Origin of the sequence: Pantoea latae (genome assembly GCF_002077695.1) — a bacterium.
GTDB classification, from domain to species: domain Bacteria; phylum Pseudomonadota; class Gammaproteobacteria; order Enterobacterales; family Enterobacteriaceae; genus Pantoea; species Pantoea latae.
In genome coordinates this window covers 1-26,214 of the sequence record NZ_MWUE01000013.1, presented here as the reverse complement: position 1 = coordinate 26,214, position 26,214 = coordinate 1, and the positions used below count along the sequence as shown (strand labels likewise).

At 59.6% G+C, this 26,214-nt stretch carries 25 protein-coding genes; 17 read left to right on the top strand and 8 right to left on the bottom strand.

Features of this window, described 5'->3' with window-relative positions; translation table 11 throughout:
* The first annotated feature begins 7 nt into the window (after positions 1 to 7).
* The 15 genes from cdsA to B2J69_RS08870 all read left to right on the top strand — a co-directional run bounded on the left by cdsA (position 8) and on the right by B2J69_RS08870 (position 18,420).
* The gene (cdsA, locus tag B2J69_RS08940; RefSeq protein ID WP_081138421.1) at positions 8 to 865 is read left to right on the top strand and encodes a phosphatidate cytidylyltransferase; all 858 of its coding nucleotides are present in this window, start codon (positions 8 to 10) and stop codon (positions 863 to 865) included.
* 12 nt (positions 866 to 877) lie between these two features.
* Positions 878 to 2,227 carry a sigma E protease regulator RseP gene (rseP, locus tag B2J69_RS08935; RefSeq protein WP_081138419.1) on the top strand — a complete coding sequence of 450 codons (1,350 nt, stop codon included), beginning with the start codon at positions 878 to 880 and terminating at the stop codon, positions 2,225 to 2,227.
* A 51-nt stretch (positions 2,228 to 2,278) separates the two neighbouring features.
* Entirely contained in the window at positions 2,279 to 4,690 is a 2,412-nt protein-coding gene (gene bamA / locus B2J69_RS08930; protein ID WP_081138417.1) for an outer membrane protein assembly factor BamA, read from the top strand.
* 113 nt (positions 4,691 to 4,803) lie between these two features.
* On the top strand, positions 4,804 to 5,301 hold the full coding sequence (gene skp / locus B2J69_RS08925; protein ID WP_033749591.1) for a molecular chaperone Skp: 498 nt from the start codon (positions 4,804 to 4,806) through the stop codon (positions 5,299 to 5,301).
* Positions 5,302 to 5,304: 3 nt separating this feature from the next.
* Positions 5,305 to 6,330: a UDP-3-O-(3-hydroxymyristoyl)glucosamine N-acyltransferase gene (gene lpxD, locus B2J69_RS08920; protein ID WP_081138415.1), complete on the top strand. Its 1,026-nt coding sequence runs from the start codon at positions 5,305 to 5,307 to the stop codon at positions 6,328 to 6,330.
* Between the two features lie 151 nt (positions 6,331 to 6,481).
* A complete protein-coding gene (gene fabZ, locus B2J69_RS08915) occupies positions 6,482 to 6,937 on the top strand; it encodes a 3-hydroxyacyl-ACP dehydratase FabZ (protein ID WP_013507953.1) in 456 nt (151 codons plus the stop codon).
* A gap of 3 nt (positions 6,938 to 6,940) precedes the next feature.
* Positions 6,941 to 7,729, top strand: a complete 789-nt coding sequence (gene lpxA, locus B2J69_RS08910; RefSeq protein ID WP_081138413.1) for an acyl-ACP--UDP-N-acetylglucosamine O-acyltransferase — start codon at positions 6,941 to 6,943, stop codon at positions 7,727 to 7,729.
* Positions 7,730 to 7,732: 3 nt separating this feature from the next.
* Positions 7,733 to 8,881: a lipid-A-disaccharide synthase gene (lpxB, locus tag B2J69_RS08905; RefSeq protein ID WP_081138411.1), complete on the top strand. Its 1,149-nt coding sequence runs from the start codon at positions 7,733 to 7,735 to the stop codon at positions 8,879 to 8,881.
* Complete coding sequence (gene rnhB / locus B2J69_RS08900; protein WP_081138409.1) at positions 8,874 to 9,500, top strand: ribonuclease HII; 627 nt, start codon at positions 8,874 to 8,876, stop codon at positions 9,498 to 9,500. The genes lpxB and rnhB overlap by 8 nt, the downstream gene beginning before the upstream one ends.
* A gap of 31 nt (positions 9,501 to 9,531) precedes the next feature.
* The gene (dnaE, locus tag B2J69_RS08895; RefSeq protein WP_081138407.1) at positions 9,532 to 13,014 is read left to right on the top strand and encodes a DNA polymerase III subunit alpha; all 3,483 of its coding nucleotides are present in this window, start codon (positions 9,532 to 9,534) and stop codon (positions 13,012 to 13,014) included.
* A gap of 12 nt (positions 13,015 to 13,026) precedes the next feature.
* A complete protein-coding gene (accA, locus tag B2J69_RS08890; protein ID WP_081138405.1) occupies positions 13,027 to 13,983 on the top strand; it encodes an acetyl-CoA carboxylase carboxyl transferase subunit alpha in 957 nt (318 codons plus the stop codon).
* 146 nt (positions 13,984 to 14,129) lie between these two features.
* Positions 14,130 to 16,268, top strand: a complete 2,139-nt coding sequence (locus tag B2J69_RS08885; protein ID WP_081138403.1) for a lysine decarboxylase LdcC — start codon at positions 14,130 to 14,132, stop codon at positions 16,266 to 16,268.
* Between the two features lie 87 nt (positions 16,269 to 16,355).
* On the top strand, positions 16,356 to 16,745 hold the full coding sequence (locus B2J69_RS08880; protein WP_081138401.1) for a VOC family protein: 390 nt from the start codon (positions 16,356 to 16,358) through the stop codon (positions 16,743 to 16,745).
* 50 nt (positions 16,746 to 16,795) lie between these two features.
* Positions 16,796 to 18,091 (top strand): tRNA lysidine(34) synthetase TilS, encoded by a 1,296-nt coding sequence (tilS, locus tag B2J69_RS08875; RefSeq protein ID WP_081138399.1) that lies wholly within the window; start codon positions 16,796 to 16,798, stop codon positions 18,089 to 18,091.
* 20 nt (positions 18,092 to 18,111) lie between these two features.
* Positions 18,112 to 18,420, top strand: a complete 309-nt coding sequence (locus B2J69_RS08870; protein WP_081138767.1) for a c-type cytochrome — start codon at positions 18,112 to 18,114, stop codon at positions 18,418 to 18,420.
* Between the two features lie 45 nt (positions 18,421 to 18,465).
* Here the strand turns inward: B2J69_RS08870 and rof are convergent, their stop codons facing one another.
* Both rof and B2J69_RS08860 read right to left on the bottom strand, forming a co-directional pair.
* Positions 18,466 to 18,726 (bottom strand): Rho-binding antiterminator, encoded by a 261-nt coding sequence (gene rof, locus B2J69_RS08865; RefSeq protein ID WP_081138397.1) that lies wholly within the window; start codon positions 18,724 to 18,726, stop codon positions 18,466 to 18,468.
* On the bottom strand, positions 18,713 to 18,913 hold the full coding sequence (locus B2J69_RS08860; RefSeq protein ID WP_081138395.1) for a YaeP family protein: 201 nt from the start codon (positions 18,911 to 18,913) through the stop codon (positions 18,713 to 18,715). Before B2J69_RS08860 ends, rof begins: the two co-directional genes overlap by 14 nt.
* A 208-nt stretch (positions 18,914 to 19,121) precedes the next feature.
* Here B2J69_RS08860 and arfB point away from each other — a divergent pair, with 208 nt between their 5' ends.
* Positions 19,122 to 19,532, top strand: a complete 411-nt coding sequence (gene arfB, locus B2J69_RS08855; protein ID WP_081138393.1) for an alternative ribosome rescue aminoacyl-tRNA hydrolase ArfB — start codon at positions 19,122 to 19,124, stop codon at positions 19,530 to 19,532.
* A 34-nt stretch (positions 19,533 to 19,566) separates the two neighbouring features.
* On the opposite strand, the gene proS is transcribed toward arfB, so the two are convergent.
* The 6 genes from proS to metN form a co-directional block, all read right to left on the bottom strand.
* Positions 19,567 to 21,285 carry a proline--tRNA ligase gene (proS, locus tag B2J69_RS08850; RefSeq protein WP_081138391.1) on the bottom strand — a complete coding sequence of 573 codons (1,719 nt, stop codon included), beginning with the start codon at positions 21,283 to 21,285 and terminating at the stop codon, positions 19,567 to 19,569.
* Between the two features lie 68 nt (positions 21,286 to 21,353).
* Positions 21,354 to 22,082 (bottom strand): tRNA (N6-threonylcarbamoyladenosine(37)-N6)-methyltransferase TrmO, encoded by a 729-nt coding sequence (gene tsaA, locus B2J69_RS08845; protein ID WP_081138389.1) that lies wholly within the window; start codon positions 22,080 to 22,082, stop codon positions 21,354 to 21,356.
* On the bottom strand, positions 22,079 to 22,474 hold the full coding sequence (gene rcsF / locus B2J69_RS08840; protein WP_081138387.1) for an Rcs stress response system protein RcsF: 396 nt from the start codon (positions 22,472 to 22,474) through the stop codon (positions 22,079 to 22,081). The genes tsaA and rcsF overlap by 4 nt, the downstream gene beginning before the upstream one ends.
* Positions 22,475 to 22,606: 132 nt before the next feature.
* A complete protein-coding gene (locus B2J69_RS08835) occupies positions 22,607 to 23,422 on the bottom strand; it encodes a MetQ/NlpA family lipoprotein (RefSeq protein WP_081138385.1) in 816 nt (271 codons plus the stop codon).
* A gap of 37 nt (positions 23,423 to 23,459) precedes the next feature.
* The gene (locus B2J69_RS08830; RefSeq protein WP_081138383.1) at positions 23,460 to 24,113 is read right to left on the bottom strand and encodes a methionine ABC transporter permease MetI; all 654 of its coding nucleotides are present in this window, start codon (positions 24,111 to 24,113) and stop codon (positions 23,460 to 23,462) included.
* Positions 24,106 to 25,137, bottom strand: a complete 1,032-nt coding sequence (gene metN / locus B2J69_RS08825) for a methionine ABC transporter ATP-binding protein MetN (RefSeq protein ID WP_081138381.1) — start codon at positions 25,135 to 25,137, stop codon at positions 24,106 to 24,108. Before metN ends, B2J69_RS08830 begins: the two co-directional genes overlap by 8 nt.
* A gap of 200 nt (positions 25,138 to 25,337) precedes the next feature.
* Here metN and gmhB point away from each other — a divergent pair, with 200 nt between their 5' ends.
* Positions 25,338 to 25,898 (top strand): D-glycero-beta-D-manno-heptose 1,7-bisphosphate 7-phosphatase, encoded by a 561-nt coding sequence (gene gmhB, locus B2J69_RS08820; RefSeq protein ID WP_081138379.1) that lies wholly within the window; start codon positions 25,338 to 25,340, stop codon positions 25,896 to 25,898.
* Positions 25,899 to 26,214: the final 316 nt, after the last annotated feature.

Sequence of the window (26,214 nt, the reverse complement as noted above, 5' to 3'; positions counted from 1 at the left end):
GTAACCTTTGCTGAAGTCTCGTCTGATTACCGCGCTTATTCTTATTCCGCTGGTGATTGCTGCGCTTTTCTGGTTACCGCCTGTAGGTTTTGCGATGACGATGATCGTCATCTGCATGCTGGCCGCCTGGGAATGGGGTCAGTTTGCGGGCATGGCGTCGCGTCAGCAGCGCATCTGGCTCTCGGTTCTCTGCGGACTGCTGCTGTCAGCGATGCTTTTTACCCTTCCTCCTTATCAGCGCGACGTGCATCTGCCGCAGGTCGCCACGTCGCTCTGGGCGTCGCTGGCGTGGTGGATTGCCGCGCTGCTGCTGGTTCTCTCCTATCCCGCGTCGGCCGCGCTGTGGCGTCATTCGCGTCCGCTGCGTCTGCTGTTTGGCCTGCTCACGCTGGTTCCCTTTTTCTGGGGAATGGTGGCGCTGCGTCAGTATCACTACGACAGCGATCGCTTTGCCGGTTCCTGGTGGCTGCTGTTTGTGATGCTGCTGGTGTGGGGCGCGGATTCCGGCGCCTATATGTTCGGCCGACTGTTCGGCAAGCATAAGCTGGCGCCGAAAGTATCGCCCGGCAAAACCTGGGAAGGCTTCTTTGGCGGGCTGGTCTGTTCCGCGCTGATCGCCTGGCTGTTCGCCAGCCTCGCGCCGCTGAGCGTCTCGGCCGGCACGCTGGTTATCTGCGCCGTGCTGGCGACGCTCGCTTCGGTGCTGGGCGATTTAACGGAAAGCATGTTTAAACGCGAAGCGGGCATCAAAGACAGCGGCAACCTGATCCCCGGTCACGGCGGCATTCTCGATCGCATCGACAGCCTCACCGCCGCGGTGCCGGTTTTCGCCTGCTTGCTATTGCTGGTGTTCCGCACCCTCTGAGGACAGGCGTAGATGTTGAGTATATTGTGGAGTTTCGTCGCCTTTATCATCGCCCTCGGCGTGCTGATCACCGTTCACGAGTTTGGCCATTTCTGGGTGGCGCGCCGCTGCGGCGTGCGCGTTGAGCGCTTCTCGATTGGCTTCGGCAAGGCGCTCTGGCAGCGTCGCGATAAGCAGGGCACCGAATATGTCATCGCGCTGATCCCGCTCGGGGGCTATGTCAAAATGCTCGACGAGCGCGTGGAAAGCGTGCCCGCCGAACTGCGTCATCAGGCGTTTAACAACAAAGCCATCTGGCAGCGCGCGGCGATTATCGCCGCCGGTCCCGTCGCCAACTTCATCTTCGCCGTGTTCGCCTACTGGGTCGTGTTTATGCACGGCGTGCCTGGCGTGCGCCCGGTGGTCGGCGAAATAGTGAACGGTTCGGTGGCGGCGGAAGCGCAAATTGCCAGCGGAATGGAACTTAAAGCGGTAGACGGTATCGAAACGCCTGACTGGGATGCCGTGCGTATGGCGCTGATCGGCAAAATCGGTGACGCGCAAACGGTGCTGACCGTCTCGCGCTTCGGCGAAGAGGCGACGCAGCAGAAAGCGGTCGACCTGCGCAACTGGCAGTTCGAGCCAGACAAAGAGGATCCGGTTGTCGCGTTGGGCATTCGTCCGCGCGGGCCGCAAATCGAAACCACGCTGGCGGAGGTGCAGGCAAACTCACCCGCGAGCGTTGCCGGTTTGCAAGCGGGCGACAGGATCGTTAAAGTCGATGGTCAGCCGTTGACGCAATGGCAGGCTTTTGTCACGCAGGTGCGGGATAATCCCGGCACAGAGATGGTTCTGGACGTGGATCGCAACGGCGAAACGGTGCAGCTGCACCTGACGCCGGAAGCCAGACCAGGCGCGAAAGCAGAAGGTTTCGCCGGGGTGATCCCGCGCGTGATCCCGCTGCCGGAAGCCTATAAAACGGTAAGGCAGTATGGCGCGTTCGACGCTATTGGTGAGGCCAGCGCGAAGACCTGGCAACTGATGAAGCTGACGGTCTCCATGCTGGGCAAGTTAATTACCGGCGATGTGAAGCTGAACAACCTGAGCGGGCCGATTTCGATCGCGCAGGGCGCAGGTTTGTCAGCGGAATACGGGATGATTTACTACCTGATGTTTCTGGCGTTGATTAGCGTCAATCTCGGAATCATCAATCTCTTCCCACTGCCGGTGTTAGATGGTGGGCATTTGCTCTTTCTGGCGATCGAAAAGATCAAAGGTGGACCGGTGTCCGAGCGAGTTCAGGACTTCAGTTATCGCATTGGCTCAATCCTGCTGGTGTTGTTAATGGGGCTTGCACTTTTCAATGATTTCTCACGTCTGTAATCGCTGGAACGCAGACAGACGCGGGATGTGTTAGGAAAACGCATAATAACGATGGCGATGAAAAAGTTGCTCATAGCGTCGCTGCTGTTTAGCAGCGCCACCGTTTACGGTGCAGACGATTTCGTGGTGAAGGATATTCATTTCGAAGGGCTGCAGCGAGTCGCCGTCGGCGCGGCTCTGCTGAGCATGCCGGTACGAGTTGGCGATACGGTGAATGACGAAGATGTCAAAAACACCATTCGTTCCCTGTTCGCGACCGGCAACTTTGAGGATGTTCAGGTCCTGCGCGACGGAACCACGCTGATTGTTCAGGTTAAAGAACGTCCTACCATTGCCAGCATTACCTTTACCGGCAACAAAGCGGTGAAAGAGGATCAGCTCAAGCAGAACCTTGAGGCCTCTGGCGTGCGCGTAGGCGAAGCCCTGGACCGCACCACCCTCTCGTCGATCGAGAAAGGGCTGGAGGATTTCTACTACAGCGTGGGCAAATACACCGCCAACGTGAAGGCGGTGGTCACGCCGCTGCCGCGTAACCGCGTGGACCTGAAGCTGGTCTTCACTGAAGGCGTCTCCGCCAAAATTCAGCAGATCAACATCGTCGGCAATAAAGCCTTCAGCTCCGATGAGCTGATCTCCCGTTTCCAGCTGCGCGACGAAGTGCCGTGGTGGAACGTGGTCGGCGATCGCAAATACCAAAAGCAGAAACTGGCGGGCGACCTGGAAACCCTGCGCAGCTTCTACCTCGATCGCGGCTATGCGCGCTTCAATATCGATTCGACGCAGGTCAGCCTGACGCCGGATAAAAAAGGCATCTACATCACCGTTAATATCACCGAGGGCGATCAGTACAAAATCGCCGGCGTGATCGTCAACGGCAGCATGGCGGGCCACTCGGCAGAGATCGAACATCTGACGCAAATCCCATCGGGCGAGCTGTATAACGGCACCAAAGTCACCCAGATGGAAGATGACATCAAGAAGCTGCTGGGCCGCTACGGCTACGCCTATCCGCGCGTGATGACGCAGCCGGAGATCAACGACGCCGATAAAACGGTGAAGCTGCATATCAGCGTGGATGCCGGCAACCGTTACTACGTGCGTAAAGTGCGCTTTGAGGGCAATGACACCTCGAAAGACGCGGTGCTGCGCCGCGAAATGCGCCAGATGGAAGGCGCATGGCTGGGTAGCGACCTGGTCGAGCAGGGCAAAGAGCGCCTGAACCGTACCGGCTACTTTGAAACCGTGGACGTCGATACCCAGCGCGTATCGGGTTCGCCGGATCAGGTGGACGTGGTCTACAAGGTGAAAGAGCGCAACACCGGCACCTTTAACTTCGGCGTCGGCTACGGCACCGAAAGCGGCGTCAGCTTCCAGGTTGGCGTCACCCAGGATAACTGGCTGGGCACCGGCAACACGGTGAGCATCAGCGGCACCAAAAACGACTACCAGACCTATGCGGAATTCTCGCTGACCGATCCGTACTTTACGGTGGATGGCGTGAGCCTCGGCGGCCGCGTGTTCTACAACGACTTTAAAGCGGACGACGCGGATCTCTCCGACTACACCAACAAGAGTTATGGCGTAGACGGCACGCTCGGCTTCCCGGTCAACGAGAACAACACGCTGCGCGTCGGTCTGGGCTATGTGCATAACGACCTCTCCAACATGCAGCCGCAGGTGGCGATGTGGCGTTATCTCGACTCCGTTGGCAAGCCGCAGGAGCTGAACGACAAAGGCGACTTCTCCGCCGATGACTTCACCTTCAACTACGGCTGGACCTATAACACCCTCGATCGCGGCTTCTTCCCGACGGCGGGTAACCGTACCAACCTGAACGGCAAGGTCACCATTCCGGGCTCGGACAACAGCTTCTATAAAGCGACGCTGGACACGCAGCAGTTCGTGCCGCTGAACCGCGATCGCACCTGGGTGCTGTTAGGCCGCGGCCGCGTCGGTTACGGCGACGGTCTGGGCGGCAAAGAGATGCCGTTCTATGAGAACTTCTATGCGGGCGGCTCCAGCACGGTGCGCGGTTTCCGCTCCAACACCATCGGTCCGAAAGCGGCTTACCTGAACGACGGCTCCTCAACCTGTACGCTGAGCGATCCGAACGGCATCTGTAAGTCGAGCGACGCGGTGGGCGGCAACGCGATGGCGGTGGCCAGCCTCGAGCTGATTACGCCGACGCCGTTCCTGAGCGAGAAGTATGCCAACTCGGTGCGCACCTCGCTGTTCGTCGATGCGGGCACCGTCTGGGACACCAAGTGGCAGAACACCGATGAAACCCGCGCTGCCGGCATCCCGGACTACAGCGATCCGAACAATATCCGCGTTTCAAGCGGTATCGCGCTGCAGTGGATGTCTCCGCTGGGACCGTTGGTCTTCTCCTATGCGCAGCCGGTCAAGAAAGTGGAAGGGGACAAATCAGAACAGTTCCAGTTTAACATTGGTAAAACCTGGTAAGGTTCTGAGCAAGGAAGCGTAAGCTGAAGTCTTGCTACCGAACCGCAGTCTCGATAGCGGTTCGGAGCAAACACTGTGTCGCTGACACAAACGTTGATGGTAAGGAGTTTATAGTGAAAAAGTTGTTGTGTGCCGCAGGACTGGGTCTTGCTTTAGCTGTTTCCGCAGGCGCTCAGGCTGCTGACAAAATCGCAGTGGTAAACGTGTCCAGCATTTTCCAACAGTTACCGCAGCGTGCGACCGTTGCTAAACAGCTGGAAAACGAGTTCAAGGGCCGTGCAACCGAGCTGCAGAGCCAGGAGCGCGACCTGCAGACCAAAATGCAGCGCCTGCAGCGTGACGGTTCAACCATGAAGGCCAGCGACCGCAGCCGCATGGAAAAAGACGTCATGTCGCAGCGCGAAGCCTTCTCCTCTAAAGCGCAGGCGTTTGAGCAGGACAACCGTCGTCGTCAGATGGAAGAGCGCAACAAGCTGCTGAGCCGTATTCAGGACGCCGTGAAGAAAGTGGCGAGCGATGAAGGTTATGACGTGGTGATCGACGCCAACGCCGTGGCTTACGCGGCTAACGCGAAAGACATTACCGCTGACGTGCTGAAACAGGTTAAATAATCGATGTCATCAATTCGACTGGCTGATTTAGCCCAGCAGTTGGATGCAGAATTGCACGGAGATGGCGACCTCGCCATCTCCGGCATTGCTTCTATGCAATCCGCCCAAACCGGCCAAATCACATTTCTTAGCAACAGCCGCTACCGCGAGCAGCTCGCCCAGTGTCAGGCATCGGCCGTGGTGCTGACGGAAGCGGATCTGGAGTGGTGTCACACGGCCGCGCTGGTGGTGAAGAATCCCTATCTGACCTATGCGCGCATGGCTCAGCTGCTGGATACTACCCCGCAGCCGGCGCAGAATATCGCGCCCAGCGCGGTGATCGATCCCCGCGCGACGCTGGGGCAGAACGTTTCGGTCGGCGCCAATGCGGTGATTGAATCGGACGTGGTGCTGGGCGACAACGTGGTGATCGGCGCGGGTTGCTTCGTCGGTAAAAAGACGCGCATCGGCAACAACAGCCGCCTGTGGGCCAACGTGACCATTTATCACGAAATCGAAATCGGTCAGGATTGTCTGATTCAGTCTGGCACCGTGATCGGCGCTGACGGCTTTGGCTACGCCAACGATCGCGGCAATTGGGTGAAAATCCCGCAGCTTGGCGCTGTTATTATCGGCGATCGGGTTGAAATCGGCGCCTGTACCACCATCGATCGTGGCGCGCTGGATAACACTCTGATCGGCAATGGTGTTATCATAGACAACCAGTGTCAGATCGCACACAACGTGGTTATTGGCGACAATACCGCGGTTGCGGGTGGTGTGATCATGGCGGGTAGTTTGAAAATTGGACGTTACTGTATGATTGGCGGTGCCAGCGTCATTAACGGCCATATGGAAATCTGTGACAAGGTGACCGTGACCGGAATGGGCATGGTGATGCGTCCTATCACAGAGCCTGGGGTATACTCCTCGGGCATTCCGCTACAACCCAACAAAACCTGGCGCAAAACTGCAGCGCTGGTGATGAACATCGATGACATGAGCAAGCGCTTAAAAGCCATCGAGCGGAAGGTCGGCAAAGACGACTAAACGCCATCCCACATGCGACCGGCTTGCTAATAAAAACTGCTAAGCAGGCAAGCCAGGCGCCATTGAACCGATTTCGGCCTGCGGAGGATCGTTTTGATCTGTGCAGGCCGTGTTATTGATGTCATCAGATTTTTAGGACAGGAAGAGTATTTTGACTACTGAAACTCATACTCTGAAAATTGAAGAAATTTTAGAGCTGCTGCCGCACCGCTACCCGTTTCTGCTGGTTGATCGCGTGCTGGAGTTTGAAGAGCACAAGTATCTGCGCGCGGTGAAGAATGTCTCCGTAAACGAACCGTTTTTCCAGGGGCACTTCCCTGGTAAACCGATTTTCCCAGGCGTTCTGATCCTCGAAGCGATGGCGCAGGCTACCGGCATCCTGGCGTTTAAAAGCGTCGGCAAGCTGGAGCCGGGCGAACTCTACTATTTCGCCGGCATCGACGAAGCCCGATTCAAGCGTCCGGTGGTACCGGGCGATCAAATGATCATGGAAGTGACTTTCGAGAAAACCCGCCGTGGTTTGACGCGCTTTAAAGGCGTTGCTACCGTTGACGGCAAGATTGTCTGTGAAGCGACCATGATGTGTGCCCGTAGCCGGGAGGCATAATCTGTGATTGATCCAACCGCCACCATCCATGCCAGTTCCGTCATCGAAGAGGGCGCCGTTATCGGCCCCAACGTGCATATCGGCCCGTTCTGCTTTATCGGCGCCCATGTAGAGATCGGTGAAGGCACGGTCCTGAAGTCGCATGTGGTTATCAACGGCCACACGCGCATCGGGAAAGATAACCAGATCTATCAGTTCGCCTCTATCGGCGAAGTGAACCAGGATCTCAAATACGCCGGCGAGCCGACGCGCGTTGAAGTAGGCGACCGCAACCGCATCCGCGAGAGCGTTACCATTCATCGCGGCACCGTGCAGGGCGGCGGCGTGACCACCATCGGCAGCGATAACCTGCTGATGGTGAATGCGCATATCGCCCATGACTGCGTGATCGGCAACCGCTGCATTTTCGCCAACAACGCCACGCTGGGCGGCCACGTCACCGTGGACGACTTTGCGATTATCGGCGGCATGACGGCGGTGCATCAGTGGTGCACTATCGGCGCGCACGTGATGGTGGGCGGTTGTTCAGGCGTGGCGCAGGATGTGCCGCCGTACGTTATCGCGCAGGGCAACCACGCGACGCCGTTCGGCATCAACATCGAAGGCCTGAAGCGCCGCGGCTTCAGCAAAGAGGCGCTGCACGCCATTCGCAACGCCTATAAAGTGCTCTACCGCAGCAATAAAACGCTGGACGAAGCGAAGCCGGAGATCGAAGCGCTGGCGAAGCAGCACAGCGAAGTGCAGCCGTTCTACGACTTCTTCGCCCGTTCAACGCGTGGGTTGATTCGTTAATTCATGTCAGTGCGTCCCCTTACGATAGCCCTGGTCGCCGGAGAAACCTCCGGCGATATTCTTGGCGCCGGCCTGATCCGCGCGCTCAAAGCGCGTCATCCCGATGCCCGATTCGTCGGCGTGGCCGGCCCGCGCATGCAGGCCGAAGGCTGCGAAGTCTGGTATGAGATGGAAGAGCTGGCGGTAATGGGCATTGTCGAAGTGCTGGGCCGTCTGCCGCGCCTGATGAAAATCGGCCGCGACCTGACGCAGCGCTTTACCGATCTCAAGCCCGACGTTTTCGTCGGCATCGACGCGCCCGATTTCAATATCCGACTGGAAGGGCGGCTCAAGCGCAACAACATTCGCACCATTCACTACGTCAGCCCCTCGGTCTGGGCCTGGCGACAAAAGCGCGTGTTTAAAATCGGCCGCAACACCGATCTGGTGCTCGCTTTTCTGCCGTTTGAAAAAGCCTTTTACGATCGCTTCAACGTGCCGTGCCGCTTTATCGGCCACACCATGGCGGATGCGATGCCGCTGCAGCCGGACAAAGCGGCCGCGCGGCGCGAACTCGGCATTGCCGACGAGGCGATCTGCCTTGCGCTGCTGCCCGGCAGCCGCCATGCGGAAGTCGAGATGCTCAGCGCCGACTTTTTACGCGCGGCGCAGCTGCTGCGCGTGCGCTATCCGACGCTGGAGATTGTGGTGCCGCTGGTCAATGCGAAACGTCGCGTGCAGTTCGAGCAGATCAAAGCCGAGGTTGCCCCAGAGCTGCCGATGCATCTGCTGGATGGCAAAGGGCGCGAGGCGATGATTGCGAGCGACGCCGCGATTCTGGCATCCGGCACCGCCGCGCTGGAGTGTATGCTGGCAAAATGTCCGATGGTGGTCGGCTACCGCATGAAGCCCTCGACCTTCTGGCTGGCGAAGCGGCTGGTGAAAACGCCTTACGTCTCGCTGCCGAACCTGCTGGCGGGACGCGAACTGGTGAAAGAGCTGCTGCAGGACGAGTGCGAACCGCACGCGCTGGCGGCGGCGCTCGATCCGCTGCTGCACGCCGGCCCAGAGCGCGATGCGCTGCTCGCGACCTTTAGCGAGCTGCATCAGCAGATCCGCTGGAACGCAGATGAACAGGCAGCGGACGCCGTACTGGAGATCGCCCATGGCTGAGTTTATCTATCCCGCTGCCCGCCTGATCGCAGGCGTCGACGAAGTGGGCCGCGGCCCGCTGGTTGGCGCAGTGGTAACGGCAGCGGTGATCCTCGATCCCGCCAGGCCGATTCAGGGCCTTGCGGACTCGAAAAAGCTGTCGGAAAAGCGCCGCCTGGCGTTATTCGACGAGATCAAGGAGAACGCGCTGGCGTGGAGCCTCGGCCGCGCCGAGCCGGACGAAATTGATCAGCTCAATATTCTGCACGCCACCATGCTGGCGATGCAGCGCGCGGTGGCGGGCCTGGCCCTGACGCCCGATTTCGTACTGGTGGACGGCAACCGCTGCCCGGCGCTGCCGATGCCGTCGCAGGCGGTGGTGAAAGGCGACAGCCTGGTGGCTGAAATCAGCGCGGCGTCGATTATCGCCAAGGTGACGCGCGACCGCGAAATGGCGGCGCTGGATCGGCTGTTCCCGCAATATGGCTTCGCCCAGCATAAAGGCTACCCCACTGCGCTGCATATGGAAAAGCTGACGCAGCACGGCGCCACGCCGCATCATCGCCGCAGCTTTGCGCCGGTGCGCAACGCCCTGATCGACGCTGAAGTGCTGGCCGCTGGCCAGCCGGCACCGCTTTAATCGCCTGACGCTGTTTTAACCGGAAACCGATATGGCTGAACCCCGTTTTATACATCTGCGTGTCCACAGTGACTACTCCATGGTCGATGGTCTGGCGAAAACCGGGCCGCTGGTCAAAAAGGCGGCTGCGCTCGGCATGCCGGCCATCGCGATTACGGATTTCATGAACCTGTGCGGGCTGGTGCGTTTCTACGGCAGCGCGCACGGCGCGGGGATCAAACCGATTATCGGCGCGGACTTTAACGTCGCCAGCGAGCTGATGGGCGATGAGCTGACGCAGCTCACCGTGCTGGCCGCCAACAATACCGGCTATCAGAACCTGACGCTGCTGATCTCGCGCGCCTATCAGCGCGGCTACGGCATTGCCGGCCCGGTGATCGACCGCGACTGGCTGCTGGAGCTGGGCGAAGGCCTGATCCTGCTCTCCGGCGGCCGTCGCGGCGACGTCGGCCGCAGCCTGCTGCGCGGCAACAACGCGCTGGTGGCGCAGTGCCTGAGCTTTTATCAGACCCATTTCCCCGATCGCTACTACCTTGAGCTGACCCGCACCGGCCGCGCCGACGAGGAGAGCTATCTGCATGCCGCGGTCGAACTCGCCATCGCCGAAGGCGTGCCGGTGGTCGCCACCAACGAGGTCTGCTTCCTCAATGAAGAGGATTTCGACGCCCATGAAATCCGCGTGGCGATCCATGACGGCTACACGCTCGACGATCCCAAACGGCCGCGCAACTACAGCCCTCAGCAATATATGCGCAGCGAAGAGGAGATGTGCGAGCTGTTCTCGGACATCCCGGAAGCGCTGGAAAACAGCGTAGAGATTGCTAAGCGCTGCAACGTGACGGTGCGCCTCGGCGAATATTTCCTGCCGCAGTTCCCGACCGGCGACATGAGCACCGAAGATTTTCTGGTGATGAAGTCGCGCGAAGGGCTGGAAGAGCGCCTTGAGTTTCTCTTTCCTGATGCGGAAGAGCGCGCTCAGAAACGGCCGGAATATGACGAGCGTCTGGAGATCGAGCTTAACGTAATCAACCAGATGGGCTTCCCTGGCTACTTCCTGATCGTGATGGAGTTTATCCAGTGGTCGAAAGATAACGGCATTCCGGTCGGGCCGGGACGCGGCTCGGGCGCCGGTTCGCTGGTCGCCTACGCGCTGAAGATCACCGATCTCGATCCGCTGGAGTTCGACCTGCTGTTCGAACGCTTCCTTAATCCAGAACGTGTCTCGATGCCTGACTTCGACGTCGACTTCTGTATGGAGAAGCGCGACCAGGTGATCGACCACGTCGCCGAGATGTACGGGCGCGAGGCGGTGTCGCAGATCATCACCTTCGGCACCATGGCGGCGAAAGCGGTGATCCGCGACGTCGGCCGCGTGCTGGGTCATCCCTACGGCTTTGTCGACCGCATCTCCAAGCTGATCCCGCCCGATCCCGGCATGACGCTGGAGAAAGCCTTCGCCGTCGAGCCGCAGCTGCCAGAGATGTACGACGCGGACGAAGAGGTCAAGGCGCTGATCGACATGGCGCGCAAGCTGGAAGGCGTAACGCGCAACGCCGGTAAGCACGCCGGTGGCGTGGTGATCGCCCCGACGCAGATTACCGACTTCGCGCCGCTCTACTGTGACGAAAACGGCAACCATCCGGTGACGCAGTTCGACAAGAACGACGTTGAGTACGCCGGTCTGGTGAAGTTCGACTTCCTTGGGCTGCGCACCCTGACCATCATCGACTGGGCGCTGAAGATGATCAACCCGCGCCGGGAGAAGCAGGGCCTGCCGCCGATCGATATCGCCGCCATCCCGCTGGATGATAAAAAAAGCTTCGACATGCTGCAGCGCGCGGAAACCACGGCGGTGTTCCAGCTTGAATCGCGCGGCATGAAAGACCTGATCAAACGCCTGAAGCCAGACTGCTTCGAGGATATGATCGCGCTGGTGGCGCTGTTCCGTCCCGGCCCGCTGCAGTCGGGCATGGTGGATAACTTTATCGACCGTAAGCACGGCCGCGAGGCGATCTCCTATCCCGATATTCAGTGGCAGCATGAAAGCCTGAAGCCGGTGCTTGAACCCACCTACGGCATCATCCTCTATCAGGAGCAGGTGATGCAGATCGCTCAGGTGCTCTCCGGCTACACCCTGGGCGGCGCGGATATGCTGCGTCGCGCCATGGGTAAAAAGAAACCGGAAGAGATGGCCAAGCAGCGCTCGGTGTTTAAAGAGGGCGCGGAGAGCATGGGCATCGACGGCGAGCTGTCGATGAAGATCTTCGACCTGGTGGAAAAGTTCGCCGGCTACGGCTTCAACAAGTCGCACTCCGCCGCCTATGCGCTGGTCTCCTACCAGACGCTGTGGCTGAAGGCGCACTATCCGGCCGAATTTATGGCGGCGGTAATGACCGCCGATATGGACAACACCGAGAAGGTGGTCGGCCTGGTGGATGAGTGCTGGCGCATGGGCCTGAAGGTGCTGCCGCCCGATATCAACTCCGGCCTCTACCAGTTTCACGTCAACGACGACAATGAGATCGTCTACGGCATCGGCGCCATTAAAGGCGTCGGCGAAGGCCCGATCGAGGCGATCCTCGAGGCGCGCAACCAGGACGGCTACTTCCGCGAGCTGTTCGATCTCTGCGCGCGTACCGATACCAAAAAGATCAACCGCCGCGTGATGGAGAAGCTGATCATGTCGGGCGCCTTCGACCGCCTCGGCCCGCATCGCGCGGCGCTGATGAGCTCGCTCGGCGACGCGCTGAAAGCGGCGGATCAGCACGCCAAAGCGGAGGCGATCGGCCAGGCCGACATGTTCGGCGTGCTGGCGGAAGAGCCAGAGCAGGTGGAGAAATCCTACGCCAGCGTCACGCCGTGGCCCGAGCAGGTGCAGCTGGACGGCGAGCGCGAAACGCTCGGCCTCTATCTCACCGGCCATCCGATCAATCAGTATCTGAAAGAGATCGAACGCTATGTAGGCGGCATGCGCCTGAAGGACATGCATCCTACCGAGCGTGGTAAAATTACCGTCGCCGCCGGTCTGGTGGTGGCGGCGCGCGTGATGGTGACCAAGCGCGGCAACCGAATTGGTATCTGTACTCTGGACGACCGTTCCGGCCGTCTGGAGGTGATGTTATTTACCGATGCGTTAGACAAATACCAGCAGCTGCTGGAGAAAGACCGTATCCTGATCGTCAGCGGACAGGTCAGCTTTGATGATTTTAGCGGCGGCCTTAAAATGACCGCCCGAGAAGTCATGGACATTGACGAAGCGCGCGAAAAATACGCGCGTGGACTTGCTATCTCGCTGACGGACAGGCAAATTGATGACCAGCTATTAAACCGGCTCCGCCAGTCCCTTGAGCCCCATCGCTCAGGGACGATTCCGGTGAATCTCTACTACCAGAGAGCCGACGCGCGAGCGAAGCTACGCTTTGGTGCAGCGTGGCGTATTTCGCCCAGCGATCGCCTGCTCAACGAGTTGCGCTCGTTGATAGGGTCGGAGCAGGTTGAACTGGAGTTTGACTAAAACAGGAACATTATGAGTCTTAATTACCTGGATTTTGAACAGCCAATCGCCGAACTTGAAGCGAAAATTGATTCGCTCACGTCGATTGGTCGTCAGGATGATAAACACATTAATCTGGACGAAGAAGTGCAGCGTCTGCGCGAGAAAAGCGTCGAGCTGACCCGCAAAATCTTCGCCGATTTAGGCGCATGGCAGGTCGCGCAGCTGGCGCGCCATCCGCTGCGTCCTTATACGCTGGACTATCTTCGCAACGCTTTTGACGACTTTGACGAGCTGGCTGGCGACCGCGCCTACGCCGACGACAAAGCGATCGTCGGCGGCATCGCCCGTCTCGACGGCCGCCCGGTGATGGTCATTGGTCATCAAAAAGGTCGCGAAACCAAAGAGAAAATCCGCCGCAACTTCGGCATGCCGGCGCCGGAAGGCTACCGTAAAGCGCTGCGTCTGATGGAGATGGCCGAGCGCTTTAAAATGCCGCTGATCACCTTTATCGACACGCCGGGCGCCTATCCGGGCGTTGGCGCGGAAGAGCGCGGCCAGTCGGAAGCGATCGCCCGCAACCTGCGTGAAATGTCCGGCCTGAAAATCCCGGTGATCTGCACCGTGATCGGCGAAGGCGGCTCAGGCGGCGCGCTGGCGATCGGCGTCGGCGACAAAGTGAATATGCTGCAGTACAGCACCTACTCGGTGATCTCGCCGGAAGGCTGCGCCTCGATTCTGTGGAAAAGCGCGGATAAAGCCCCGCTGGCGGCAGAAGCGATGGGCATCACGGCTAACCGTTTGAAAGAGCTGAAGCTGATCGACTCCATCATTCCGGAGCCGCTGGGCGGCGCGCATCGTCAGCCGGTGGATATGGCGCTGGCGCTGAAAAACCAGCTGCTGGCGGATCTCGCCGATCTCGACACCCTGAGCACCGAAGAGCTGCTCGACCGTCGCTATCAGCGTCTGATGAGCTACGGCTACGCGTAATCGCGCAGTAGCCTGAGAAAGCGGACTCCGGTCCGCTTTTTTTATGCCCGCACGCGGCCGTCTGGCAAAGGAGAGGAGCATTCCGACAGCAGCCGACCGCCACTCTTCGCTATGCTTAGCAGTGCACATTAAAAGGGAGGTGCGCATTGAATATTCTGGCGATCATGGGCTCACACGGCGTTTTCTATAAAGACGAACCGCTGCGCGAGCTGGAGACGGCGCTGACGCAGCAGGGCTTTCACCCGGTTTACCCCAAAAATATCGACGACCTGCTGAAGCTGATAGAGCACAACCCGCGCGTCTGCGGCGTGATCTTCGACTGGGACGCGCACAACAGTCCGGCGCTGTGCGCCGACATCAACCAGCTCAACGAATACCTGCCGCTCTATGCCTTTATCAACACCCATTCGCAGATGGACGTCAGCATCAACGAGATGCGCATGGCGCTGCACTTCTTTGAATATGCGCTGAACGCCGCGGACGATATCGCGCTGCATATCCGCCAGTACACCGACGACTACATCGATCACATTACGCCGCCGCTGACCAAGGCGCTGTTTACCTATGTGAAAGAGGGGAAATATACCTTCTGCACGCCGGGCCACATGGGCGGCACCGCCTTTCAAAAAAGCCCGGTCGGCACGCTGTTCTACGACTTTTTCGGCGCCAACACCCTGAAGGCGGATATCTCTATCTCGGTCACCGAGCTGGGGTCGCTGCTCGATCACACCGGTCCGCATCTGGAGGCGGAAGAGTACGTGGCGCGCACCTTTGGCGCCGAGCAGAGCTACATGGTGACCAACGGCACCTCGACCTCGAATAAAATCGTCGGCATGTACGCCGCGCCGACGGGCAGCACGGTATTGATCGACCGCAACTGCCACAAGTCGCTGACCCATCTGCTGATGATGAGCGATATCGTGCCGATCTGGCTGAAGCCGACGCGCAACGCGCTGGGCATTCTCGGCGGCATTCCGAAGCGGGAGTTTACCCGCGCCAGCATTGAGCAAAAAGTGGCGGCGACGCCGCGCGCCAGCTGGCCGGTGCACGCGGTGATCACCAACTCCACCTACGACGGCCTGCTCTACAACACGCAGTACATCAAGCAGACGCTGGAGGTGCCGTCGATCCATTTCGACTCCGCCTGGGTGCCCTATACCAACTTCCATCCCATCTATGCCGGCAAAAGCGGCATGAGCGGCGAGCGCACGCCCGGCAAGGTGATCTATGAAACCCAGTCGACCCACAAGCTGCTGGCGGCCTTCTCGCAGGCCTCGCTGATCCATATCAAAGGCGACTACGACGAGCACACCTTCAATGAAGCCTACATGATGCACACCACCACCTCGCCCAACTACGCGATTGTGTCGTCGATTGAAACCGCGGCGGCGATGCTGCGCGGCAATCCCGGCAGGCGGCTGATCAACCGCTCCGTCGAGCGCGCGCTGCATTTTCGCCGCGAGATCCAGCGGCTGCGCGAGGAGTCCGACAGCTGGTTCTTCGATATCTGGCAGCCGGAGCACGTCGACGAAGCGGCGTGCTGGCCGATCCAGCCGGGCGACGAAGCGTGGCACGGCTTTACCCAGGCGGACGCCGATCATATGTACCTTGATCCGATCAAGGTGACCATCCTGACGCCGGGCATGAGCGAGCTGGGCGAGATGGCGGATGAAGGGATCCCGGCGGCGCTGGTGGCAAAATTCCTCGATGAGCGCGGCATCGTGGTAGAGAAAACCGGCCCCTACAACCTGCTGTTTCTGTTCAGCATCGGCATCGACAAGACGCGGGCGATGAGCGTGCTGCGCGGCCTGACCGAGTTCAAGCGCGCCTACGATCTCAACCTGCGGGTCAAGAATATGCTGCCGGATCTCTACGCCGAAGATCCCGACTTCTACCGCAATATGCGCATCCAGACGCTGGCGCAGGGGATCCACCAGCTGATCCGCCAGCACGATCTGCCACGCCTGATGCTGAAGGCGTTCGACGTGCTGCCGGAGATGAAGATGACGCCGCATCAGGCGTTTCAGCAGCAGGTGCAGGGCAAGGTGGAAACCGTGGATCTCAAGCAGCTGGTAGGCCGCGTCTCCGCCAATATGATCCTGCCTTATCCGCCTGGGGTGCCGCTGGTGATGCCGGGCGAGATGATCACCGAAGAGAGCCGCGCGGTGCTCGACTTCCTGCTGATGCTCTGCACCATCGGACGCCACTATCCCGGCTTTGAGACCGATATTCACGGCGCGACGCTGACGGAAGAGGGCGACTATCGCGTGCGCGTGCTGAAATAGGGGAAAAGGCAGCGGCTTCAGACAATTGCGCATTGCAAGCCGCTGCCGCACGCTTCAGGATAAGCAAAAAACCGTCATGGAGTCGTTATGCTGCAGTTATCTTCTGTCCACCACATCGCCATTATCGCCACCGATTATGCGCGCAGTAAGGCCTTTTACTGCGACGTGCTCGGCTTTAGCCTGATGAGCGAGGTTTACCGCGAGGCGCGCGATTCGTGGAAAGGCGACCTGGCGCTGAACGGCCAGTACACCATCGAGCTGTTCTCTTTTCCTTCGCCGCCGGCGCGCGTCAGTCATCCTGAAGCCTGCGGCCTGCGCCATCTCGCCTTTACCGTGCCGGACGTCGCGGCGGCGGTCGCCACGCTGGCGGAAAAAGGGGTGGTGTGCGAGCCGATCCGCATCGACGATCTGACCGGCAAGCAGTGCACCTTCTTTGCCGATCCAGATGGTTTGCCGCTGGAGCTTTATCAGGCGTAAAATAGCGCGCGCAGGGGCCGCATCCGGCGGCCCTGAATCTGGAACGCGTCATGTCTTTATCCTGTCTCGCCTCGCTGTTGCCCGCCGATGCCGCGCTGGTGGTGGCGTTCAGCGGCGGCCTCGATTCCACCGTATTGCTGCATCAGTTGCTGCGCTGGCAGCAGGCGCACCCGCAAACGCGCCTGCGCGCGCTGCATGTTCATCATGGATTAAGCCCCAACGCCGATAGCTGGGCGGCGCACTGCATGGCGCTGTGCGCCGACTGGCAGCTGCGCTGCGAGGTGCTGCGCGTGCAGGTCGACGCGCGTGAGCAGGGCGTCGAGGGCGCGGCGCGCGCGGCGCGCTACCAGGCGCTGACGGCGGCGATGCAGCCTGACGAGCTGCTGCTGACCGCGCAGCACCTCGACGACCAGTGCGAAACGCTGCTGCTGGCGCTGAAGCGCGGCAGCGGGCCAGCCGGGCTGGCGGCGATGCCGCTGCGCCATACGCGCTATGGCCGCGTGCTGCTGCGCCCGCTGCTCGGCCAGTCGCGCCAGCAGCTGGAAGCCTATGCGCGGCAGCATCAGCTGCGCTGGATCGAAGACGAAAGCAACCAGGACGCGCGCTACGACCGCAATTTTTTGCGCCAGCGCCTGCTGCCTGAGCTGCAGGCGCGCTGGCCGCATTTCGCCGAGGCCTGCGCGCGCAGCGCGGCGCTGTGTGGCGAGCAGGAGCAGCTGCTGGACGAGCTGCTGGCGGAGCAGCTGGCCGCGCTGACGCAGGCGGACGGCAGCCTGCATTTTCCGCCGCTTTTAACGATGAGCGAGACGCGCGCCAACGCGCTGCTGCGGCGCTGGATCGCCCGCCAGGGCGCGCCGATGGTATCGCGCGCCGCGCTGCAGCGCCTGCGCCAGGAGGTGATGCTGAGCCGCGAGGACGCGCAGCCGCGCTTACGCTTTGGCGAGGCGGAGGCGCGCCGCTACCGCGATCGGCTCTACTGGGTGCCGCGCTGCGCTGCGCTAAAGGATCGGCTGCTGCCCTGGCCCGACCGGCGCGAGCCGCTGCTGCTGCCGCAGCAGCTCGGCGTGCTGCTGGCGCACCGCGCGCCGTCGGCGCTGCGTCAGCCCGATGCGGATGAAGAGGTCAGCGTGCGTTTTCATGCGCAGGGCGAGGTGCATCTGGCCGGTCGCGCCGGCGGACGGGAGATAAAAAAAGTGTGGCAGGAACTGGCGATCCCGCCGTGGCAGCGCGAACGTATTCCGCTGATCTATTACAATCAGACGCTTGTCTGCGCGCCTGGCCTGTTCATTACCCGGCAGGGCGCCGCCGTTGACGAACACGGCTGGCAGGCGATCTGGCAAAAATAACGATAATGCTGGAGAGCAAAATGAAGAGAGTTCTGCCCATGCTGTTGCTGGCGGCGGCGCTGCCGGCGCTGGCCGACGGCGATATCAACGCGGGCGCGCAGAAGTCCGCCGCCTGCACCGCCTGTCACGGCGCGCAGGGAAAAAGCAGCGTGCCGCTCTATCCCAACCTGGCGGGACAGAACGCCGCCTACCTGAACCATGCGCTGCAGGCGTACAAAAAAGGCGAGCGCAGCGGCGGACAGGCGGAGGTGATGAAGGCGTTTGTGGCGGGATTAAGCGATGAGGATATGGCGGATGTGTCGGCTTATTATGGGTCGCTAAAGCCGTAAAGGGAAAAGAAGGGGGCGGGAAAAATCCCGCCCGAGGCGTTGTCGTTACTCTTCGCTGACGACAACGGTGCCCAGCTCAGGATGGCTGAAGCTGGCGATGTGATCGAGGCGTAGCTCGCGCGTTTCACCAGAGAGATCAATCGTCAGGTATTCCACGTTTTTGCGTGAAACCATGTCGATGGCTTTCGCTTTCAGCGCCTCGCCGTTTTTCAAGGTCAGCTCAAGCGTCCAGTGTCTGGTGCAGGCGAGTTCGAGGTTGTCATAGTCATCACAGTTGATGGGTCTGTAGGCTTCATTCGTCAACATAGTCGCTCACCAGTAAGTTTGCAGCGGCATAGGCTGCCTGTTCCCTGACAGAAGAGTTTAGCGCAGAATTAGCGGCAATATCATCGAGTGCCTGTAAAACGCAGCCGATCGCGTCGGGCACATATCCCAGTTCGCCGCTGCCGATCTCGGCATACTTGCGACGAACCAATTCACAATATTTTTGCACGTTCACCTCCTCAGCAGAGCAAGAATACTCTGGTTGCCAGGAGGACTATATCACAGGCATTTCCAGGATTTCAGCCACGGCAAAGCAGGATCGCGTGGTCGAAAGCGGCTAAAGTGACAGAATACGCTGGTTAAGCAGCAGGAAACGCAAGCACAAAAGGTTAAGTCGATGAACGGGTTAAACAACGCATCAGGGTATCAGGTGACAAATGATTAAGGTTTCACGCACGATCGAACTGCCAGAGAGCGAGGTTGAGCTGAGCGCCATTCGCGCCCAGGGCGCCGGCGGCCAGCACGTTAATAAAACCAGCACCGCCATTCATCTGCGTTTCGATATCGCCACCTCGTCGCTGCCGCCGTTTCACAAGCAGCGCATGCTGGCGGCAAAGCATCATCTGATCACCCCGGAAGGCATGGTGATTATTAAAGCGCAGGAGTATCGCAGCCAGGAGATGAACCGCGAGGCGGCGGTGCAGCGGCTGGTGAATCTGATTCAGGAGCTGACCCGCGTGGAGAAGGCCCGTCGCGCCACGCGGCCGACGCGCGCCTCGAAAGAGCGGCGGCTGGAGGGGAAAGCGCGGCGCAGCTCGACAAAATCGCTACGGGGAAAAGTGGTGTAAAAAAACGCCCCCGCAAGCGGGGGCGAGAGGGGCATTACTTGTTGAGGGCCTTCAGCAGGAAGTCGACGATCTCGCCTTGCTTGATCATCTCTTTCTCGCCGGCGCGGCGCGCCTTGTACTCAATCTCTTCGTTATCGAGATTGCGGTCGCCGATGACGATAGTGTGCGGCACGCCAATCAGCTCCATATCGGCGAACATCACGCCCGGACGCTCTTTACGATCGTCGAGGATCACCTCGACGCCTTTCGCGCGCAGGGTGGTGTAAAGCTCTTCCGCCAGCTCTTTCACGCGGAAAGATTTGTGCATGTTCATTGGCAGGATCGCCACTTCGAACGGCGCCAGCGCCGCCGGCCAGATAATGCCGCGATCGTCGTGGTTCTGCTCAATCGCCGCTGCCACCACGCGCGTGATGCCGATGCCGTAGCAGCCCATGGTCATCACCTGGTTGCGGCCATCTTCGCCCTGAACCGCCGCTTTCATCGCTTCAGAGTATTTGGTGCCGAGCTGGAAAATATGGCCGACTTCAATACCGCGTTTGATCTGCAGCGTGCCTTTGCCATCCGGGCTCGGATCGCCTTCCACCACGTTGCGGATATCGGCAACGATCGCCTGCGGCAGATCGCGTTCCCAGTTAATGCCGACAAAGTGCTTGCCGTCGACGTTGGCGCCCGCGCTGAAGTCGCTCATCTTGTCGACGCTGCGATCGGCAATAATCGGCATCGCCAGACCGACCGGACCGAGCGAGCCTGGGCCTGCGCCCACGTGAGCGCGGATCTCTTCCTCGGTGGCGAACACCAGCGGCGAGGCGACGACGTCGAGCTTTTCCGCTTTGATTTCGTTCAGCTCATGATCGCCGCGCACCAGCAGCGCCACCAGCGTATGGCCGCTCTCTTCGCTGGCTTTCACCATCAGCGTCTTCACGGTTTTCTCAATCGGCAGCTGGAACTGCTCGACCAGATCGGCAATGGTTTTGGCGTTCGGCGTGTCGATCTGCGTCATCGCCTGGGTCGGCTGCGGGCGATCGCCGGCCGGCGCCACCGCTTCGGCCATTTCGATGTTGGCGGCGTAGTCCGATTCGGTCGAGAAGATCACGTCATCTTCGCCGCTCTGCGCCAGCACCTGGAATTCGTGCGACGCGCTGCCGCCGATAGAGCCGGTATCCGCCTGCACCGCGCGGAAGTCGAGGCCCATGCGGCTAAAGCTGTTGCTGTAGGCGCGATACATCGCGTCGTAGGTTTCCTGCAGCGATTCCTGCGTGGTGTGGAAGGAGTAGGCGTCCTTCATGATGAACTCGCGCGAACGCATTACGCCGAAACGCGGGCGCACTTCATCGCGGAATTTGGTCTGGATCTGATAGAGGTTCAGCGGCAGCTGCTTGTAAGAACTCAGCTCGTTGCGGATCAGATCGGTCACCACTTCTTCATGCGTCGGGCCGAGCACGAAAGGGCGCTCGTGGCGATCGGCGATGCGCAGCAGCTCCGGGCCATACTGTTCCCAGCGACCGCTCTCCTGCCACAGATCGGCAGGCTGAACCACCGGCATGGAGATCTCAATCGCGCCCGCGTTGTTCATCTCTTCGCGCACGATGTTTTCGACTTTTTTCAGCACGCGTAAACCGGTCGGCAGCCAGGTATAGAGACCTGAAGCCAGTTTGCGGATCATCCCGGCGCGCAGCATCAGCTGGTGGCTGATCACTTCCGCGTCGGAGGGCGTCTCCTTCAGAGTAGAGAGCAAATATTGAGTAGTACGCATTGATTAAGATTCCAGTTAAACGGAAAGTCACTGACAAAAATGAGTTGGCGGCTAGTGTACCAGCGAGATCACGGGCCCAAAAGCGCGTTTTCACGCGGGTCGAGCGCGATGACCTCAGTGCCGGTGTCATCCACGCGCCAACGCACATTAAAATCGAGCAGCCAGACGGCATATTCCCGCGCCTGCGCGTCGCCTTTGCGGTAGGCGGGACGCGGATCCTGCGCCAGCACGTCGCGAATAAACCGCGCCAGATGGGGATAGCGCGGCTGCTGCTGCGCTAGCTGCTGCTCAGCCTGCGGCGAGAAGCGCACCGGCATATCGGCGGCGGGCGCCTTCTGCGCGAACCCGGCGCGCGCCTGCGGCAGCGCCTCGGCAAAGGGGAGATAGGGCTTAATATCGACCACCGGCGTGCCGTCGACCAGATCCAGACTGCCGAGCTGCAGGATCACCTGATTTTTCTCGCAGCGGATGCCCTTCAGCTCGACCAGCGACATGCCGATAGGATTCGGGCGAAAGGTCGAACGGGTGGCGAACACGCCCATGCGCGCATTGCCGCCCAGGCGCGGCGGCCGCACCGTGGGACGCCAGCCGCCCGCCATAGTCTGATGAAACACGAACAGCACCCACAGATGGCTGAAGCTCTCCAGCCCGCGCACCGCCTCCGGCTGATTATAGGGCGCCGTCAGATGCAGTTCGCCCTGACCGTCCGGCACCAGGCCAGGCTGACGCGGAACGGCGAATTTCTCTCTCCACGGCGAACGGATCACGCCGATCTGCTCGAAGGCGAAGGCGCTCATTGATTCACTTTCAACGCCGATCCCTGACAGATCGCCTGACGATAGCAGCCCGGCGTGCTGCTGACGATTTCACACTTGTGCAGCAAAACGGCGTTGGCTTTCAGGTAAGAGGCTTTTACCTGCAAGCGCTTGCGCGCGGTGGCGAGGTTGGGCGGCGAATCCTGACGGCTGCTCTGGCAGTCGTCGCCGGCGACTTCGCCCAGGTCGCGGAACGGCTTGCTGACCAGATCGGCGGCGTCGGTGTAGACTTTGACCGGTGCGGGACGCGGCGTCGGCTTACGCGCCGGCTCGCGGGATGGCTGCGAATGAACGGGTCCGCTGCTTATAGGGTGATATTCGTGAACGCACCCGGTCAGCATCAATGCCAACAAGCAGAGCGGTAATAAACGCATGGCAACATCCTCAAGGTTGTAAAAAGTGGCGTTATTGAAACAAGGACAAGGGGAAATAACAAGTCGCGCCGGGTGCGGCGCAAAAGAAAGGGCGGCTAAGCGCCGCCCTGACTGGAACCATTGGGAAAGGGATTACCAGCCTTTGACTGCGCCGCCGTTGAAGATCTTGTTCGCGGCTTCTGCCACTTCGTCAGACTGATAGGCCTGCACGAATTTCTTCACGTTTTCCGCGTCTTTGTTATCTTCGCGGCTGACGATCAGGTTCACGTAGGGTGAGTCTTTGTCTTCGACGAAGATACCGTCTTTGGCTGGCGTCAGGCCGATCTGGCTGGCGTAGGTGGTGTTAATCACCGCCAGCGCGATCTGCTGGTCATCCAGCGAGCGCGGCAGCTGCGGCGCTTCCAGCTCGACGATCTTCAGGTTTTTCGGGTTCTCAACGATATCCAGCGAGGTCGGCAGCAGGCCAACGCCATCCTTCAGCTTGATCAGGCCCACTTTCTGCAGCAGCAGCAGCGAACGGCCGAGGTTGGTCGGATCGTTAGGGATAGCGACCTGCGCGCCGTTCTGCAGCTCGTCCAGCGATTTGATTTTTTTCGAGTAGCCCGCGATCGGATAAACAAAGGAGTTGCCGACCGGCACCAGCTTGTAGCCGCGATCTTTGATCTGCTGATCCAGGTAAGGTTTGTGCTGGAAGGCGTTGGCGTCGATATCGCCTTTGCTCAGCGCTTCGTTCGGCAGCACGTAGTCGTTGAAGGTTACCAGCTCAACGTCGAGGCCATATTTATCCTTCGCCACTTTCTGCGCTGCTTCAGCAACCTGCTGTTCCGCGCCGACAATCACGCCCACTTTAATGTGGTTTGGATCTTTGGCTTTTTGATCGCATCCCGCCAGCGCAATCACGCCAAGCAGGGCACCCACAGCGGCAATCTTTTTGAATGTAAAAGTCATATCTCTTCCTTAATGGAGACGTAATGATATTGCTGACTTATTTATGGGACACGCCACGTACGATGCGGTCGCCACAAAACTGAATTAAATACACCAGAACCACCAGTAACACGAGCACCGTATTCATTACCGTGGCGTTATAGCCGATATAGCCGTACTGATAGCCAATCTGTCCCAGTCCGCCCGCGCCGACGGCGCCGCCCATAGCGGAGTAGCCCACCAGGGTAATCAGCGTGATGGTCGCGGCGTTGACCAGGCCCGGCAGCGCCTCCGGCAGCAGTACCTTGCGCACGATCTGCAGCGGCGTGGCGCCCATGGCGCGCGACGCTTCAATCAGGCCGGTTGGCAGCTCAAGCAGCGCATTCTCCACCATACGCGCGATAAACGGCGCGGCGCCGACGGTCAGCGGCACGATAGCCGCCTGCAGGCCGATAGAGGTGCCGACGATAGCGCGGGTAAAGGGGATCATCCACACCAGCAGGATAATGAAGGGAATAGAGCGGAAAATATTGACCAGCGCGGAGAGCACGCGATAGAGCGTTCTGTTCTCGCGGATCTGTCCCGGACGGGTGACGTAGAGCAACACGCCGACCGGCAGGCCCAGCACAAAGCCAAAGAAGCCGGAGACAAAGGTCATCATCAGCGTTTCCCAGACGCCGCGCGCCAGTAAAGCCATCATCGCCTCAGACATAACCCAGTACCTCTACTTTTACATGATTTTCCTGCAGCCACGCGATAGCGGCTTTGGCGTCGCTTTCCGCGCCGTCCATTTCTGCCAGCATAATGCCGAACTTCACGCCGCCGGCGTAATCCATCTGCGCGCTGATAATGTTGTTATTAACGTTAAAGCGGCGCGCGGCTTCCGAAAGCAGCGGCGCGTCAACGGATTTGCCGGTGAACTCGAGACGCAGCAGCGGCACGCGCTCGGCGGCGGGCTGCGGCGACAGGCGCTGCTGATAATCTTCCGGGATATCGAGGTGCAGCGTCGACTGAATAAACTGCTGCGCCAGCGGCGTTTTCGGATGAGAGAAGACTTCGCTGACGCTGTCTTTCTCGATCAGTTCGCCGTTGCTAATCACCGCGACCTGATCGCAAATGCGCTTTACCACGTCCATCTCATGGGTGATCAGCAGAATGGTGAGGCCGAGACGACGGTTGATATCTTTCAGCAGCTCAAGGATAGAGCGGGTGGTAGCCGGGTCGAGCGCGCTGGTGGCTTCGTCGCACAGCAGCACTTTCGGGTTGCTGGCCAGCGCGCGGGCGATGGCGACGCGCTGCTTCTGTCCGCCGGAGAGGTTGGCGGGCCAGGCGTCATGCTTATCAGCCAGGCCGACCAGCTCCAGTAATTCGGTGACGCGCTGCTTGATCTCGTCGCGCGACAGGCTGCCCAGCTCCAGCGGCAGCGCCACGTTGCCGAAAACGGTGCGCGAGTTCATTAAGTTGAAGTGCTGGAAAATCATGCCGATTTGACGGCGCGCCTGCGTCAGCTGACGCTCGCTCAGCGCGGTCAGGTCGTGGCCGTCGACCAGCACGCGGCCTGAGGTCGGGCGTTCCAGCAGGTTAACGCAGCGGATTAGCGTGCTTTTACCTGCGCCAGACGAGCCAATCACGCCATAGATCTGTCCCGCCGGCACGTGCAGGCTAACGTCGGAGAGCGCCTGAATAGTACGTGAGCCTTGCTGGAACACTTTGGTAATATTTTCGAGTTTAATCATTAGGTTATTTATTATCGTCTTACGTTGTCCGTGGTGTGGAACCCTTCGCGCCGAACCAGAGTGCGAAAGCTGAGCGGATGTTAAGGCATCCAGACGTCTAAATCAATCAAAGTCATCTAAACTGCCATTCTCTCTTTTATTGCAATCATGCAATACTAGGCGGCAATTTTAGTAGCATCTTTAGTAGCAGGAGTTTCTCAGTGGCGAATAAAGTCCCGGCTGTTTTTCTTGATCGTGACGGCACCTTGAATGTCGATCACGGCTATGTCCATGAAATCGACAACTTCCAGTTTATCGACGGCACTATCGAGGCGCTGCAGGCGTTGAAGAAGATGGGATTCGCGCTGGTGGTGATTACCAATCAGTCCGGCATTGCCCGCGGTATGTTCACCGAAGATCAGTTTATGCAGCTGACCGAGTGGATGGACTGGTCGCTGGCGGACCGCGACGTCGATCTCGACGGCATCTATTTCTGTCCCCATTTGCCGGACGCGGCTGTTGAGGAGTATCGCCAGCAGTGCGACTGCCGTAAGCCTCAGCCCGGCATGCTGCTCTCGGCGCAGAAGCATCTCGATATCGATATGGCGGCTTCTTATATGGTGGGCGATAAAACGGAAGATATGCTGGCGGGCAAAGCGGCGGGCGTAGGCACTACGGTGCTGGTGCGCAGCGGTAAAGCGGTGACAGCGGAAGGGGAAGCAGCCGCTGACTGGGTGCTGGATAGCCTCGCCGACCTGCCTCAGGCAATTGAAAAGCGCTAAAAACGCGCGCTTTGCACAATATTCAGACGAACGACACAAAACTTTAAAAAAGCCTCTTGCGCTCTCTGAACGACTCCCTATAATGCGCCTCCATCGACACGGCACAACGGCTTACGAAATGTGGTGTTGAGGTGATGAAAATCACCGCCGGTTAAAGCGAAAATAAACGCTTGACTGACACAGAGAGTAGCGTAACATACGCCACCTCGCAGCAGCAGGCTCAGCCGCTGACTGCACCGCTCTTTAACAATTTATCAGACAATCTGTGTGGGCACTCGAGAGCAGATATCAAAAGCCTCCGGGCTTAAAAAATATC